This window comes from Chryseobacterium sp. S90 (assembly GCF_047444895.1).
Lineage (GTDB): Bacteria > Bacteroidota > Bacteroidia > Flavobacteriales > Weeksellaceae > Chryseobacterium.
Genome location: NZ_JBLGCX010000005.1, coordinates 42,866 through 58,911, shown reverse-complemented (window position 1 = coordinate 58,911; position 16,046 = coordinate 42,866). Strand labels below are relative to the sequence as shown.

General features: G+C 36.5%; 19 protein-coding genes. 12 read left to right on the top strand and 7 right to left on the bottom strand.

Going from position 1 to position 16,046, the window contains the following annotated elements; genetic code table 11:
* Positions 1-56 precede the first annotated feature (56 nt).
* Entirely contained in the window at positions 57-1,349 is a 1,293-nt protein-coding gene (locus tag ACLMCG_RS14170; RefSeq protein ID WP_413960165.1) for an MFS transporter, read from the top strand.
* Between the two features lie 61 nt (positions 1,350-1,410).
* On the opposite strand, the gene ACLMCG_RS14165 is transcribed toward ACLMCG_RS14170, so the two are convergent.
* Entirely contained in the window at positions 1,411-1,626 is a 216-nt protein-coding gene (locus tag ACLMCG_RS14165) for a hypothetical protein (RefSeq protein WP_034696179.1), read from the bottom strand.
* A 219-nt stretch (positions 1,627-1,845) separates the two neighbouring features.
* Here ACLMCG_RS14165 and ACLMCG_RS14160 point away from each other — a divergent pair, with 219 nt between their 5' ends.
* The 5 genes from ACLMCG_RS14160 to ACLMCG_RS14140 all read left to right on the top strand — a co-directional run bounded on the left by ACLMCG_RS14160 (position 1,846) and on the right by ACLMCG_RS14140 (position 5,239).
* Positions 1,846-2,520: a DUF4919 domain-containing protein gene (locus tag ACLMCG_RS14160; RefSeq protein WP_047425610.1), complete on the top strand. Its 675-nt coding sequence runs from the start codon at positions 1,846-1,848 to the stop codon at positions 2,518-2,520.
* Between the two features lie 203 nt (positions 2,521-2,723).
* Positions 2,724-3,575, top strand: a complete 852-nt coding sequence (locus ACLMCG_RS14155; RefSeq protein ID WP_413960166.1) for an alpha/beta fold hydrolase — start codon at positions 2,724-2,726, stop codon at positions 3,573-3,575.
* Positions 3,575-4,045, top strand: a complete 471-nt coding sequence (locus tag ACLMCG_RS14150; RefSeq protein WP_223599747.1) for an RNA polymerase sigma factor — start codon at positions 3,575-3,577, stop codon at positions 4,043-4,045. Before ACLMCG_RS14155 ends, ACLMCG_RS14150 begins: the two co-directional genes overlap by 1 nt.
* Positions 4,035-4,628, top strand: a complete 594-nt coding sequence (locus ACLMCG_RS14145; protein ID WP_413960167.1) for a hypothetical protein — start codon at positions 4,035-4,037, stop codon at positions 4,626-4,628. Before ACLMCG_RS14150 ends, ACLMCG_RS14145 begins: the two co-directional genes overlap by 11 nt.
* Positions 4,625-5,239, top strand: a complete 615-nt coding sequence (locus ACLMCG_RS14140) for a class I SAM-dependent methyltransferase (protein WP_413960168.1) — start codon at positions 4,625-4,627, stop codon at positions 5,237-5,239. Before ACLMCG_RS14145 ends, ACLMCG_RS14140 begins: the two co-directional genes overlap by 4 nt.
* Positions 5,240-5,310: 71 nt before the next feature.
* Here ACLMCG_RS14140 and ACLMCG_RS14135 read toward each other — a convergent pair whose 3' ends face one another.
* From ACLMCG_RS14135 to truA, 5 genes are all read right to left on the bottom strand, one after another.
* The gene (locus ACLMCG_RS14135) at positions 5,311-7,068 is read right to left on the bottom strand and encodes an ABC transporter ATP-binding protein (protein WP_413960169.1); all 1,758 of its coding nucleotides are present in this window, start codon (positions 7,066-7,068) and stop codon (positions 5,311-5,313) included.
* A 132-nt stretch (positions 7,069-7,200) separates the two neighbouring features.
* Positions 7,201-7,971 carry an alpha/beta hydrolase gene (locus tag ACLMCG_RS14130; protein ID WP_223599743.1) on the bottom strand — a complete coding sequence of 257 codons (771 nt, stop codon included), beginning with the start codon at positions 7,969-7,971 and terminating at the stop codon, positions 7,201-7,203.
* A gap of 85 nt (positions 7,972-8,056) precedes the next feature.
* Positions 8,057-8,644, bottom strand: coding sequence for a Crp/Fnr family transcriptional regulator (locus ACLMCG_RS14125; RefSeq protein WP_413960170.1), 588 nt, complete (start codon positions 8,642-8,644; stop codon positions 8,057-8,059).
* 68 nt (positions 8,645-8,712) lie between these two features.
* Entirely contained in the window at positions 8,713-9,057 is a 345-nt protein-coding gene (locus ACLMCG_RS14120) for a hypothetical protein (RefSeq protein WP_413960171.1), read from the bottom strand.
* 27 nt (positions 9,058-9,084) lie between these two features.
* Positions 9,085-9,816: a tRNA pseudouridine(38-40) synthase TruA gene (gene truA / locus ACLMCG_RS14115; RefSeq protein WP_413960172.1), complete on the bottom strand. Its 732-nt coding sequence runs from the start codon at positions 9,814-9,816 to the stop codon at positions 9,085-9,087.
* Between the two features lie 109 nt (positions 9,817-9,925).
* Here truA and lpxK point away from each other — a divergent pair, with 109 nt between their 5' ends.
* From lpxK to ACLMCG_RS14085, 6 genes are all read left to right on the top strand, one after another.
* A complete protein-coding gene (lpxK, locus tag ACLMCG_RS14110) occupies positions 9,926-10,951 on the top strand; it encodes a tetraacyldisaccharide 4'-kinase (RefSeq protein ID WP_213277125.1) in 1,026 nt (341 codons plus the stop codon).
* Entirely contained in the window at positions 10,935-11,750 is an 816-nt protein-coding gene (locus ACLMCG_RS14105) for a purine-nucleoside phosphorylase (protein WP_413960173.1), read from the top strand. Before lpxK ends, ACLMCG_RS14105 begins: the two co-directional genes overlap by 17 nt.
* Before the next feature lie 215 nt (positions 11,751-11,965).
* Positions 11,966-12,481: a TlpA family protein disulfide reductase gene (locus ACLMCG_RS14100; RefSeq protein WP_413960174.1), complete on the top strand. Its 516-nt coding sequence runs from the start codon at positions 11,966-11,968 to the stop codon at positions 12,479-12,481.
* A gap of 86 nt (positions 12,482-12,567) precedes the next feature.
* Entirely contained in the window at positions 12,568-13,023 is a 456-nt protein-coding gene (locus ACLMCG_RS14095) for a GNAT family N-acetyltransferase (protein WP_413960175.1), read from the top strand.
* Between the two features lie 190 nt (positions 13,024-13,213).
* Positions 13,214-14,311, top strand: coding sequence for a DNA polymerase IV (dinB, locus tag ACLMCG_RS14090; protein ID WP_223599735.1), 1,098 nt, complete (start codon positions 13,214-13,216; stop codon positions 14,309-14,311).
* A 44-nt stretch (positions 14,312-14,355) separates the two neighbouring features.
* A complete protein-coding gene (locus ACLMCG_RS14085) occupies positions 14,356-15,828 on the top strand; it encodes an alpha-amylase (RefSeq protein ID WP_413960176.1) in 1,473 nt (490 codons plus the stop codon).
* 39 nt (positions 15,829-15,867) lie between these two features.
* On the opposite strand, the gene ACLMCG_RS14080 is transcribed toward ACLMCG_RS14085, so the two are convergent.
* Positions 15,868-16,035, bottom strand: a complete 168-nt coding sequence (locus ACLMCG_RS14080) for a hypothetical protein (protein WP_223599733.1) — start codon at positions 16,033-16,035, stop codon at positions 15,868-15,870.
* Positions 16,036-16,046 lie beyond the last annotated feature (11 nt).

The window sequence follows — 16,046 nt, the reverse complement described above, 5'->3', positions numbered from 1 at the left end:
ATTTTTTTCTGAAATTTGTATCTTGGATGTCAAAAACTTGTCTGAAATAATACTTTATGAATTCATCCACAATCACTACTGGTCAAAGAATCAAAGCCATCATAGGCGGATCAATAGGAAATCTTGTAGAATGGTATGATTGGTATGCCTACGCTGCCTTTGCCATTTATTTTTCACATTCATTTTTTCCGGATTCTGACCTGAATGCACAGCTGATGAATACAGCGGGAATATTTGCGGTAGGCTTTCTGATGCGTCCCATTGGAGGCTGGATATTCGGAAGTATTGCGGATAAGATCGGCAGAAAAAAGGCAATGACACTTTCTGTATTACTCATGTCATTCGGATCTCTGCTGATTGCCCTTACTCCTACTTATAAAACCATTGGAATCCTGGCTCCCGCCTTATTACTGCTCGCCAGATTATTACAGGGATTGAGTGTAGGAGGCGAATACGGTGTTTCCGCGACTTACCTCAGCGAAATGGCATCGGAAGACAAAAGAGGATTTTATTCGAGCTTTCAGTATGTCACTCTGATCGGAGGTCAACTGATTGCACTGGGAATACAATTGATCTTACAGAAACTGCTTTTAACAGAGACTCAGCTTGAAGAATGGGGCTGGAGAATTCCTTTTGTTATTGGAGCATTACTTTCTGTTATTGCTTTATATTTAAGAACCAATCTTCACGAAACCGAAGCATTTGAGAATAAAAAAGAACTTAGTGAAAAGAAAAAAGGAACGGTAACGGAACTTCTCAAACATCCTAAAGCTTTGCTTACAGTAATTGGCCTTACATTAGGAGGAACTCTTGCGTTTTACACATATACCACTTACATGCAAAAATTCCTGGTGAACACCGTTCATCTGACTAAAGAACAATCTACCCTTATTTCATTTATTTCGTTATTTATATTTGCCTGTCTGCAGCCTGTTTTCGGGGCATTATCAGACAAAATTGGAAGAAGACCGCTTCTTTTGGGCTTTGGAATTTTGGGAACACTATTCACCGTACCCCTTCTTACCGCTTTAAGTACAACCACTTCAATGTGGACTGCTTTTTTCCTGATTATGGCATCTCTCATCATCGTCAGTGGATATACCTCCATCAATGCCGTTGTAAAAGCAGAACTCTTCCCTTCAGAGATCAGGGCGCTGGGTGTAGGACTCCCGTATGCACTGACAGTAGCTATTTTCGGAGGAACTGCAGAATATATTGCCCTGTGGTTTAAGCAGGCAGGAGCAGAAAGCTATTTCTACTGGTATATTACCGGATGTATTTTATTTTCCCTGATTGTTTATGCCGGAATGAAGGACACAAAAGAAACTTCTACCCTCGATAAAGACTAATATTATACAGCTTTATAAAAAACTGAGCGCCGCAGAGGATCTGCGGCGCATGTTCTATTTTTTAATGATAGGCCTGTTTAAATTTTTCAATCATACTATCCAGATTATGACGCTGGACGTATATACTTTTTACCTCTTCATACCTCGGTGATTTGTAGAAAACCTCGTGGAAATCCATACTACCGTTTCCTACTTTTACAACTTTCTGTACTTCGATATTCAACTTTCTCAATTCGTCTTTGAAGACTTTAAACTCATCTTGGATACTACTGCTCATTAATATTTTTAGTTTTTTAGTTAAAAATTCCATTGACCCCTTTCAATGTCAGGGGTAACCTCTTAAATTCCGAATAAAGTTAGTAAATTTATCGACACAAAATAACACTTTGATAACATTTTATTGTTTTTTTTGCAAACAGTGCGTAAACTTTTATCTTATTGATACATATTCCGTATTTTTAAGTCATCAAAAAACTACAACAACGTTATATAAACTATGAATATTAAAGCATTTTTCTCTTTATTCTTTTTAACACTGCTTACTTTCCTGCATGCACAAAAAATGGAATTTAAGGCGCCTGATTATTCTTTAATTCAAAAAAATATTGAAGATAAAAACTCGGAATTGTATTATCCGAAGCTTTTAAAAAGATTAAAACAGAATGATACGCTTCTTACAAGCAGTCAATACCGTCATCTTTACTTCGGCTACACCTTTCAAAAAGACTATCAACCCTATAAAACAGGTAAGAAAGCCGAAGAAGTGGCCAAATATTATCGAGGGGAAGGTATTTCACAAAAAGATCTTTCCAAGGGAATCCAGCTGTTTCTGGATGCACTGGATGAAAACCCGCTCGATCTGCGTGCCATGAACTATCTTGCTTATTTATATCACTTAAATAATGATGATGCTACTGCTGAAAAGATTGCAGGAAATTTCCATGGGCTATTAAACGCTATTCTTACTTCTGGCGACGGGTTGAAATGCGAGACAGGATTTCACGTTATTTCTGTGACTGATGAATATGTACTTCTGAACAGATTCCAAATGGAAACCAAGGCACAAAGCCATAATGGAAAATGCGATTATCAGGAATTTGAAAAAGACAAATATAAAATTCCAGGATTTTATTTTGACATCAGCAGGTTTTATGGAAAAATATTAGACTAATCTTTTCAATATTATACTCAAAAATTCACTAAAGTTTATCATTTAAGAATATTTTGCTAAAATATTTTCATGTAATTTCCCCCTAATGGTAAGGGTTTCGGAGTAAGGAGGAATATTTTTTTTCAAAAAAAATTAAAATCTAGTGTAACATTTTTTTGAAGTTCGTCTCTAAAAGGCAAATAAACCTTAAAACTTTAGAAATCATGAAAAAATTCACGTTCCTTCTTATCATCATGTTATTTTTCTTAGCGGTATGCAATATCTTCGGTCAGGAAGCAGCCTATCCGTTTGAAGTAAAGAAAACCGGAAAAGGAAATCAGTCTTTATTATTTATTCCGGGATTTGCCTCTTCAGGAGATGTATGGAATGAAACGACTTCAAAATTTGAAAAAAACTTCACTTGTTATACTTTAACGATGGCAGGATTTGCCGGAACAAAACCACAGGCGGACGCCAGCTTTAAAGATTGGGAAAAAGGAATTGCCGCTTATATAAAGAATAATAAAATTGACAAACCTATTATCATCGGACACAGCATGGGAGGCGGTCTTGCCCTGGCCATTGCTGCAGATTATCCTGAGTTGGTAGGGAAAATCGTTATTGTAGACACGCTTCCTTGTCTTGCCGCGATATCTGATCCTAATTTTACCTCTAAAGAAAATAATGACTGCTCCTCTATCATTACTCAATTAACAGCTATGAGTGAAGACCAGTTCCGCAAAATGCAGACACAGATGATGCCGCGTCTTCTGGCAGATACTTCTATGCAGGAAACGGTAATCGGCTGGAGCATGAAATCTGACCGAAAAACATTCGCTAAAATGTACTGTGATTTTTCCAATACCGATCTGAGAGATAAAATAAAAAACATACAATGTCCTTCCCTTATTCTCTTGGAATCGTTTTTTGCGAACCTGAAACCAACTATTGAAGGTCAGTACAAAAATTTAAAAAATGCCAATATGCAGTATGCTTCAAAAGGATTGCATTTCATTATGTATGATGATAAAGATTGGTACTTTAATCAGCTTACTCACTTTTTATCATCGAAATAATGGCTTTTGAAGAAATATATGAACTCTACTGGCAAAGGATATTCCGTCTGTGTATGGGATATGTGAATGATACTGACCTCGCCCAGGATCTTGCCCAGGAAACATTTATCATTGTATGGCAGCAGCTTCCGAAATTCAGAAATGAATCCAGCGTAGGAACATGGATCTTCAGAATTGCTTCTAATAACTGTCTCCGGCAGATTGAAAAGGAAAAGAAATTTACAAAAACAGATCTGCCTGCTAATCTGGAAGAAAAAAAGCAGGAATCTATGGAACCTCAGATACAAATGCTGTATCAGTTTATTTCGGAGCTGCCGGAAACAGACAGAATTATTATTTCATTGGAGCTGGAAGAGGTAAAACAGGCTGAAATAGCCCATATCGTAGGACTTTCAGAATCCAACATACGGGTAAAAATTCACAGGATAAAAGAAAAATTAACACAAAAGTTTAGAGAAAATGGATTCTAATATCGATTTCAAAAATATGTGGAAGCAGCAGACTTCCAACAAACCCAATCTGGAAGAGCTTATTGGTAAGTTGAAAAAATTCCGAAATCAAAATCTGCGTAAGCTGATTCTGGCCAATATTGGATTAATCACCACCTCATTATTAATCATTTATATCTGGTATCGTTTCCAGCCTGAGATGATTACTACAAAAATCGGGATTGTGCTTGTGATTCTGGCCATGGTTATGTTCCTTTTTGCTTATAATAAAATGTTTATGGTTTTTTACAAAATTGATCAGACCCAATCGAACAATGAGTATCTGCAGAGTTTATATGTGGTAAAGAGTAAACAGAAATTGATGCAGACCACTGTTCTCAACTTATATTTTATTATGCTTTTTCTGGGAATATGTTTTTACATGTATGAGTACACGTCCAGAATGACTATTGGTTCAGGTATTCTAACGTACTCAGTAACATTAGCATGGATTGCTTTCAATTGGTTTTATTTAAGACCTAAAACAATAAAGAAACAACAGGGGAAACTTGATGAATTAATTAATAAATTTGAAGAGATAAACAATCAATTAAAAGATTCATGAGTTCTTCCGACAACAAAAACCATTGGGAAAACGTATACGAAACCAAAAATCCTGATCAGGTAAGCTGGACCCAGAAAAAACCACAGACCTCCCTTGACTTTATCAAATCTTCTGAATTGGGAAAAGAGGCCAAGATTATCGATATTGGCGGCGGCGACAGTAACCTTGTTGATTTTCTTCTTGAAGAAGGCTATGAGAATATTACAGTTCTTGATATTTCTGCCAACGCTTTGGAAAAAGCACAAAAAAGACTCGGAAATTTAGCAGGTAAAGTAAAATGGATCGCAACCGATATTACCGCTTTTCAACCCACTGAAACTTATGACATCTGGCATGACAGAGCTGCTTTTCACTTCCTGACAACTCCGGAACAGGTTTTAAAATATATTGATATTGCAGAAAAGAATGTTAATAACTTTATAATCCTTGGGACTTTTTCTAAAAACGGACCTACGAAATGCAGCGGATTGGATATTCAGCAGTATGATGAAGAATCATTATCAGAAAAATTTAAAGAAAGCTTTGAAAAAATAAAATGCATTACTGAAGATCATATCACCCCTTTTGAAACTGTTCAGAATTTTGTTTTCTGTAGTTTTAAAAAGCGTTAATGAATTATATATTTAAATAAAAAAGAGAATCGTGATGACTCTCTTTTTTGTTTATTATCATTCCTTATGGATTATGACTCTTTTTCTTCTTCCAATTCCACTTCATGACGCAGCTGGGCTTTGTAAAGAGTAGAATAATATCCGTTCTTATCCAGAAGTTCAAGATGTTTACCTTCTTCTACAATTTTACCATGTTCCATCACAATAATTTTATCTGCTTTTTCAATAGTGGAAAGCCTGTGGGCAATAATAATGGAAGTCCTGTTTTTTGTAAGTTTTTCTGTTGCTCTCTGGATCAGTTTTTCACTTTCATGGTCAATGGAGGACGTTGCTTCATCCAGGATTAAAATTTTCGGATCCGATAAATAGGCTCTCAGGAAAGACAGCAATTGTCTCTGACCTAAAGAGATTGACGAACCTCTTTCGCTCACTACATAATCATATCCGCCAGGAAGCTGCTGGATAAACTGATCTACCTCAATTTCTCTGGCTCCTGCTTTTATTTTATCTAAAGTTATAGTGTCATCTCCAAAGGAAAGATTTTCAAAAATACTTCCGTGGAAAAGGAAAACATCCTGCAAAACGACTCCGATGTGGCTTCTCAGATTATAAAGCTCATAATCTTTTAAATTCACATCATCAATCAGAATATTTCCGGAGTTGATATCATATAATCTTGTAATCAGGCTGATAATAGTAGATTTTCCGGCACCTGTTGCCCCTACAATAGCGACTGTTTCTCCCGGATTTACTTTAAAATCAATACCTTTCAAAACTTCCTGCTTTTCATCATAGGCAAAATGTACTTTCTGGAATTCAATTTTTCCGGCAAAATGGTCTTTCTTTACCGTACCGTTATTCGGCATTGAATTCTCTTCATCCATTAATCCCAAGACTCTTTCTGCTCCCACAATTCCTCGTTGGATATTGTTGAAACGGTCTGCAATCTGTCTCAGCGGACGGATCAGCATTGAAATATATTGGATAAAAGCAATAACGACTCCGGCACTGATCGTGATATATCCTCCATAGAAAAGAATAAATCCTATGAATAACGAAGAAATAAGTTCTACTACAGGAAAGAACAGTGAGAAAATGAACACCGTTCTCAGCAATGCAGTTTTTAGGGTAATATTGATATCATCAAATTTCTTGAATTCGGATTCCTGTCTGTTGAATACCTGAATAATAGACATTCCTGCCAGTCTTTCCTGAACAAAAGAGTTCTGATTGGCAGTCCAGTTTCTCTCGTCTCCAAAAGCTTTCTTCAGTCTTTTCTGAAAAAATCGCGTAATGACTACCATTAAAGGTAAAATAGCCAGCGTAATATAACTCAGATGAACATTGGTACTGAACATCATAATCAGCACAAACAGAATTCTCAGAATATCCCCGAAAACCATCAGGAAACCATCCGTATATACAGTGGCAATTGTTTCCACATCTCCTACCGCACGTGTTACCAGCTGTCCGATAGGTGTTTTATCAAAAAATGAAGTCTTAAAATAAATCAGCTTAGCATATAAACGCTCTCTGATATCCCTGATCACATTCTGTGAGATAAAATTTGAAAAATAAACCAGGAAAAAGTTTAAAATCGTTTCAGCAAACACCAATCCTACAAGGATGTAGATATGTTTCATCATCAAAGCCTTATCATGAAGCTTTGTAATATCATTATCCACCACCTGCATAGTAAGATACGGCCTGTAAGTAGAAACAATGGAAAGGAAAATAGAAATTATAAGCGTAAGGATGAACCATGAACGAAACTTCATTCCGATAAAGAACAGCCTTTTTATAATCCCCCAGGTATCTTGTTTTTTCATTGTACGAATCGAAAGAAAGAATTAAAATAAAAATTCTATGCAAAAATAAGACTTTATAACCGGACTGCCTTTACAACTTTTGCAAATCGTCATAGAAAATTTCAGATACCTACCATTTACAATATGAATATATTAAGCATTCTTTTGTATCCACCCCAGAACATATTCTGCTACTTCTTCCCAATTTTTCTCTCCACAGATGAAATGACTTCTTCCTGCAAACTCTTTAAAATCTACAATGCTGTTAGAATCTTTATAGGCCTCTGCTATTTTCTTTGAAAATGCTGCCGGAAAAATGTGATCATTAGAACCTGCAATGAACAGAAGTGGCTGGTGTGGTTTCTTCAGATCTAATTTCGCAGAAGCTTTAAACAAAGGATCTTTTGCTAATTTTCGGCTTTCAGGTACTGCTACTGTTGCGTATAATCTGTCACTTTCTTCTTTCGAATAATTATTGAAAAACGCTTTGTGATACCATTCTTTTGTTCCCAGATATGGACTGTTTCCTTTGAAAAAATTCACCACCGGCCAAACGATTTTAATGGTAGAAAAAGGAGCCATTATATTTTTCGGAGGAGCACCATCAATACTTACTCCTGCTGCTGCTTTTCCCATATCAATCAGCTTCTGAACCATAAGTCCTCCGAAAGAATGTCCGATAACTATAGGTTTTTCAGGAAGGCTGTCTATCAGTTTCACAAGATTGTTGATTGCATCGTCAAAACCTACATGTCTTAATTCTCCCGGAATATTATTCTTTAAATCTACAGGATTTCCTGCATGCCCCGGATTGGATGGTGTATGCACAGTATACCCTTGAGCCTCAAAATATGTTTTCCATTCTTTCCAGCTTGTATTATTCACAAATAACCCATGAATTAATACGATTGTTTTTGTTTTCATAATTTTTACTTTTTGTATTGTTAAATTGATGAAACAAATTTCCGCAGATAAAATGACGAAAACTTTAACTCAGGTTAAAATCGTACTATTTACCTGAAATTCTTTTTCTTATCCTGCTCAGAGAAGGTCCCTGAATGCCCAGATAGGAAGAAATATGATAAAGAGGAACATTACTGAAAATATCCGGATGTTCTTTCATCAGATCCAGATAACGCTCTTCAGGAGACTTTAATAAAAATCCTTCTACCCTTGTCATGGTAACATTAAAAGCCGCCTGTGCAAGGAGCCTCCCAAATTTCTCCCATTGATGTGACTGCATATAAAGAGAAAGCAGATCTGTGTGCCGGATAAAAATAATAGAAGCATCTGTAAGGGCCTGAGTAAAATAATCACAGGAAATCTGATTGAGAAAACTTTTAAAAGGAACCACAAATCCATTGGCAGAATAAAGAAAAACATTCTTTTCTTCACCGGTATCTCCATTGATGACATAAGAACGGAAAACACCATCAACTATAAATCCCAGATAAGAACATACATTTCCCTGAAGATTGTAAAAATCTCCTTTTTTATATTCTCTGGGTATCCAAAAATTTTCAGACAGGCTGAAATCTTCTTCAGAAAGTCCGGCAAAATGATGCAATGCAAAGGCTAGTTTATCAATTTCAGTCATGGTTATTTTTTTAGTATTCCTTACATTATTTAAAAATAATCTTAATTTCCGATACTAAAAAAGAAATCTTACTGTTCAGTAGTTTTCCCTATCTCTTCGATTTCAATGATGGGCTTTACAGGTCTTTCTTTTATAAATTTATTTTCAAGGAATTTATAAACTCCCCAAACTACAACAATAGAGATTAACCAACCTACCATATTCACTCCGGAAAAACCTGTATAATTCACATTTTCTGCGGATTCAGGATCTGTTAATCCCAAATACATACCATAACCGAAACCTAACAAAAGCTGAGTTCCCAGATAGATACCAATTGCCAGAACACCGTACTGCCATTTTGTTTTTCCAAACCTTTCTGCTAATTGTGCGTAATACCGATAGGCACCGATAAGAATAAAGACTGATAACATGATTATTATTTTGTTTTTAGTTTTTATTTAAAATTCGTATCCCACATCCACAAGATACAACCCATGTCCCGGAGCAGAAGTTCCGGCAGCGTTACGGTTTTTATCTTCAATCACAGTACGAAGATCTTCCGGTTTCAGTTTTCCGGTTCCTATTTCTACCATTGTTCCCACAATCGCACGAACCATGTTTCTCAAAAATCGGTTAGCTGAAACAGTAAATTTCAGCTCTGAGCCATTCTGTTCCCACTCTGCTTTGTAGATTTTACAGATATTCGTTTTATTGTCGGTTTTTAATTTAGCAAAACTGGTAAAATCCTCGAATTCAAAAAGAATCTTACAGGCTTCATTCATAGCATCAATATCCAATCCTCTTTTCCAGTGCTGCCAGGCCGATTCCTGTGTGAACGGATTTTTTTCCAGTGAGATATAATACTCGTAGGTTCTGTACGTAGCATCAAAACGGGCGTGAAAATCATCTTTTACCGGAAAAATCCTTTTAATGGAAATATCAGGCGGGAGAAAACTGTTCAGTCTGCGTGGAAGCTGATCGTTTATTTCCTGTTCAGTATCAAAATGAGCAAATATTTTTTTGGCATGAACCCCTGTATCCGTTCTTCCTGCTCCTGTAGTTTTAATCTCTTCCCTTAAAATTGTGGAAAGTGCTTTTTCCAGTTCTTCCTGTACAGAAATGGCATCCGGCTGTATCTGGTAGCCGAAATAATTCTTTCCGTTGTAAGAAAATTCTATAAAGTATCTCAATGTATTGTAATAACTCCACAAAAATACTTTAATTTAACGAAATATTTGTTGAAAAGTCTTTGAGAATAATATACCAAATGCTTATGAAAATCCCTATTTTTGCAATCGTATGAAAAGATGGTACCTTTATCCTTTTTCCCTTGGTTATCATTTGGTAACGGGTATCCGGAACACAATGTATGATCTGGGAATTTTTAAATCGACAAAATTCAAAACTCCGATAATCAATGTCGGAAATCTTTCTGTGGGTGGAAGCGGAAAGTCACCCATGGTGATGTATCTTGCCCAATATCTATCCAAACATTACAGAACAGGAGTACTTTCACGAGGTTATGGAAGGCTGACAAAAGGCTATGAGGTAACGAATTATGAAAGTAATTACAAAATGGTGGGTGATGAAGCGATGCAGCTTTTTGAACGTTTTAAAAACCGTTTTGTCATTGCTGTTTCGGAAGAACGTGTTCCCGGAGCCAAAAAAGTAATTGAAGATATGGACCTTGAAGTTCTGGTACTGGATGACGCCATGCAGCACAGAGCCATCAAGGCAGGATTCAATATTCTGATGACCGACTTTAATGATCCTTTTTTCAAAGACTACCTTCTTCCGGCAGGAGATCTGAGAGAATCCAGAGCAGGATATAAAAGAGCCAACATCATTATGGTCAGCAAATGTCCTGATGAACTGACTGAGGAAACAAAAAGATATTATATTTCAAGAATAAGACCTTCTTATGGGCAGAAAGTATTCTTTTCATCCATCGGTTATGACGAAAATGTATACGGAAAAGATAAAATGCTTCCGGATAATAACCTGAATTATTATGATATTTTACTGATTACCGGAATTGCCAATCCTAAACCCCTTCTGGAACATCTGGCAAAATTCTCAAAAAGGGTAAAGCATTTAAAGTTCAGAGATCATCATAATTTCACGGATGATGATATTAAAAAAATCCTTGCCGAGTATAAAAAATTAGGGGAATATAAACTGATATTAACCACAGAGAAAGACTATGTACGTCTGAAAACTTTTGACTATCTTAGAGAAATTGTTTACTACTGGCCTATCAATGTACTGATTGATAAGAAAGAAGAATTCAATCAAATCATCTTAGATTATGTTAGAAAAAATTAAAGAGACTGCAGATTTTATTAAAAATATCATTCAGGAAACACCTGATTTTGCGGTTGTTTTAGGATCCGGACTGGGAAAATTACAGAATGAAGTAGAACCGATCCATGTTTTAGAGTACAAAGACATCCCACATTTTCCACAAACTACAGTAGCCGGACATACCGGAAAACTGATTTATGGACTTCTGGAAGGAAAAAAAGTACTGATGATGAGCGGTCGTTTCCATTATTACGAAGGACATTCAATGGAAACTGTAACCTTTCCTGTGAGGGTTTTTCATTTACTGGGTATTCAAAACCTTATTCTTTCCAATGCATGTGGCGGCGTAAATCCAGCTTACAGCGTTGCAGATATTGTTATTCTGAAAGATCACATCAATATGATGCCTGAGCATCCACTTCGGGGAAAAAATATAGATGAGCTTGGACCACGATTCGTAGATATGAGTGAGCCTTACAACAAAAAAATGATTGCTATAGCGGAAAAAGCTGCTGCAGATCACCAAATAAAAATCCATCAGGGAGTTTACGTAGCACTACAAGGACCAACTTTTGAAACTCCGGCTGAATATGGCATGATCAAAGCCATCGGCGGTGATATGGTAGGAATGAGTACCGTTCCTGAGGTCATTGTCGCCAGACATATGGGAATGGATGTTTTCTGTGTTTCCGTAATCACAGATCTTGGCGGACCGGATGTAGCTTTTGCTGTTTCTCACGAAGAAGTTTTAAATGCAGCCAATAAAGCAATGCCCAATGTAATTGCCGTTGTGAAAGGCTTGATTAAAAACTATCAGTAAAAAATTTCAATCAGAAATATCACAACTGAAGATGTAATATTCCCTTCACACGGAGGAGTGGGGAAAATTCAAAGAATTTTTGACGGAGTGGTTTACACATACCCATCCTCATACCCCATAGAATCCATCAATATTATAAATTTTTCCTAATTCAGCAGAAATCAATCTCAGATTGCAATTCATTGTTTAGATTTGTATAAATGAAATTGTACGAGATGAAAAAGTTGATACTAATTTTTATGATAGGTATTTTTGGGATAAGTTATTCACAACAAGTTCCTGCCGTTCTTAAAACGGGCTTTTCAAAAGAGGCTTTACAGCAGAAACTGGAAGATGAAGAAGGAAAAGCCGTTACCATCCAGCAGATTCTTGACCAGCATAAAGGAAAAGTTTTAGTCATTGATTTTTGGGCAGGATGGTGTAGAGATTGCTTAAAGGCACTTCCAAAAGCTAAAGAACTGGAAGATAACAACAAAAATATTGATTTTGTATTTTTATCATTAGACCGTTCAAAAGAAGGGTTTGAAAAAAGTCTGGAAAGATTTGAGATGAAAGACAAAGAAAATTATTGGTTTTCTACAGGATGGAAAAATGATTTCAACAATTATGTAGATCTTAACTGGATTCCAAGATATATGGTAATCGATCAGAAATCTTCTATCGCAAAATATTACGCAATATCACCTGAAGATCCTGAACTTCAGCAAACCATAAATAAACTTTTAAAATAACTTCATTTATTTTAATCCAAAAAAACATAAAAAACTCATTGGAAACCTCAACTTTCAATGAGTTTTAAAATTTCATAGATAACACCATGATCACAAGAGAAGCCACAGAACAGGATTTAGAAATCCTTTTAGAATTCGAACAGGGAGTTGTAACTGCCGAAAGGCCTTTCAACAGCACACTTATTGAAGGTGAAATTCATTATTATGATTTAAAACATCTTATAAAGTCTCCGGATGCAACTGTAATTGTTGCCGAGGAGAATAATGAAATCGTTGCATCAGGATATGCCCTGATTAAAAAAGCAGCCAAAGATTATTATCAGTTTAAAGAATATGCCTATCTCGGTTTTATGTATGTAAAACCCGATAACAGAGGTAAAGGGATTAATAAAGTAATTACAGATGAGCTTATTTCCTGGTCAAAATCAAGGGGAATCAGTGAGGTAAGACTTGATGTATATGCTCAGAATGAATCTGCCATAAAAGCTTATGAAAAAGCAGGTTTTGAACCTCATCTTCTCACCATGAGACTGAAACCGTAAGAGGTTTGAAGCATAAAGATCGAAGATGGAAGTAATTTAAGTACCATGAATGATCAGCTAGTCTTTTAGCTAACTTTTAATAAATGGATCATCCATTTCTATATCGTTTTCATTAACTTCCCTCTCCCAGCTTCAGACTTCCTTTCTACAAAAAAATTTACCGTCAATAAAGGAATCCATATCTTTGTATATGGATTTTTCTTTGCCGCTTCGTAAAATTATTCATGTTGACATGGACGCATTCTATGCTTCTGTGGAGCAGCATGATAATCCTACATTGAAAGGCAAGCCTATTGCAGTTGGAGGACAGCATCGTGGTGTAGTTGCTGCAGCAAGCTATGAAGCCAGAAAATATGGAGTACGTTCTGCAATGCCCAGCAAAACCGCAAAGGAAAAATGTCCGCATCTTATTTTTGTTCCTCCCCGATTTGCCAGATATAAAGAAATTTCAAAAAAGATCCGGGAAATTTTCTATGAATATACTGATCTGGTAGAACCTCTTTCTCTGGATGAAGCCTATCTGGATGTCACCGAAAATAAAAAAGGAATGGAATCTGCCAACCTGATTGCCAAAGAAATCCGTCAGAAAATTTTTGAACAGACAGGATTGACGGCATCTGCAGGAATTTCAGTGAATAAGTTTTTGGCTAAAGTAGCTTCCGACATCAATAAACCGAATGGCCAGAAAACCATTCATCCTGATAAAATGGAGCATTTCCTGGAAGAATTGCCTGTAGAAAAATTTTATGGAGTTGGGAAAGTGACAGCTAACAAAATGTTTAGTTTAGGAATTTATAAAGGAAAAGATTTAAAGAAGAGATCACTTGAAGATCTGGTAAGACTTTTCGGGAAGTCCGGACAACATTATTACAACGTAGTACGTGGAATTCATACTTCCGAAGTAAAACCTCATCGTATCCAGAAAAGTGTGGCTGTAGAAAGAACCTTTTTTGAGGACCTCCTGGATGATCAGCAGATCAATGAAAAACTGGAAAGCCTCGGACAGGAACTTCATCAGAGATTACAGAAAAATAATATTCTCGGGAGAACTTTAACGTTAAAAATAAAATATAAAGATTTCTCTCTTTTTACAAGGAGCATTACAAGAGAAGATTATTTCTCATCACCGGAACAGTACTTTAATACAGGAAGAAAGCTCTGGGAACTCCGCCCTTTTGATAAGGCAGTACGCCTTCTCGGCTTATCTCTCTCCCACCTGAATACGGAAGAAAAAAAACAGGTTTCCGTTCAACTAAAAATCCCGTTTGAAGAATTTGAAAGTGAGTAGGTCATATTTTTTCGCTAACTTGTATCTACCAAATCAGCAAATTTATGAACCCAACCATGATTCAGTTTTTTCACTGGTATTCTGAAGGAGACGGAAAGTTGTGGAAAGAAGCCGAAAAACAGGCCAGATATTTAGCAAAGCTGGGGATTACTTCTGTGTGGTTTCCTCCTGCCTATAAAGGAACAAATGGAGGTTACTCTACCGGATATGATGCTTATGATCTCTATGACCTCGGAGAATTTGACCAAAAGGGAACCGTTGCTACAAAATACGGCACTAAAACCGATTATATAAAAGCTATTAAAGCCTTAAAGAAACAAAATATACAGGTAATTGTAGATATTGTTCTGGGGCATAAAGCCGGAGGTGATGAGCTGGAAAAATTCAAAGTAGTAAAAGTAGATGAAGAAAACAGGGAGAAAGTTATTTCCGATGTCATTGAAATAGAGTCTTACACGAAATTCACCTTTCCCGGAAGAGGAAAAAAATATTCTGATTTTGAATGGAACTTCACCTGCTTCAGCGGCGTAGATTACGCAGAAGGTATGGAATCCCACATCTATAAAATACAATCTGAATATGGAGACGACTGGGAAGAAATGATTCACGATGAAAAAGGGAATTACGACTACCTGATGTACAATGATATCGAACATAGAAATCCTTTTGTACGGGAAGAGCTTAACCACTGGGCAAAGTGGTATTTTGATCAGACAGATTTCGATGGAGTGAGACTGGATGCCTTGAAGCATATTTCGTTCGACTTTTATAAAGAATGGCTCACTATGCTTCGTTCTAATTCGGGGAAAAATATTTTTGCTGTCGGTGAATACTGGGCTCCCGGATATCTTCATCTGCTTCAAAAGTATATTGAGGTGACAGAAGGCTGTATGAGTCTTTTTGACAGTTCCCTTCAGAACAATTTTCATAATGCTTCAAAAGAAGGAAGTTCATATGATCTCCGCAGAATTTTTGATGAAACTCTTACCCAGGCAGATCCCTTACATTCGGTGAGTATAGTAGCTAATCATGATACCCAGCCTTTACAGGATCTTGAAGCTCCTGTAGAACCATGGTTTAAGCCTATTGCTTACTCCCTTATTCTATTGAGAAAAGAAGGTTATCCGTGTGTATTCTATCCTGATTTGTATGGTGCCCATTATACGGATAAAGATAGAGAGGGCAACGATCAGGAAATATTTATGCCTAAAATAGATGGAATTGAAGAGCTATTAAAAGCCAGAAAAGATCATGCATATGGTGATCAGCAGGATTATTTTGAAGACGCCAATTGCCTTGGATGGGTTCGTACAGGTGATAATGAACATTCAGGATGTGCTGTCGTATTAAGTAATAAGGACGCTTACAACAAGCCTATGGAAGTGGGACAGCTTTACGCAGGAAAAAAATTTAAAGATCTTTTGAAGAGATTCAAAGAAAAAGTAACCATTGATGAAAACGGATGGGGAAATTTTCCTGTTCCGGCAGGAAATGTAAGCGTTTGGATTCCTGAGTAAGAGCCTTGTCAAGGTTTAAAACCTTGACAAGGCTTTCAATTAGCAATAAATATATCGGCAATTCCAAATATCTGTAGCCCATTCGCAGCATTGTCCGTCTTCGTTGGAAGTACAGCATACTTTACCCCAATTTAGATCTCCCGCCTTTAGGGTCTTCAGTTGCTCACGTTTAAGTTTTTTTACTTTGAAATCTTTGTTTGTTTTCATAATTATTATTT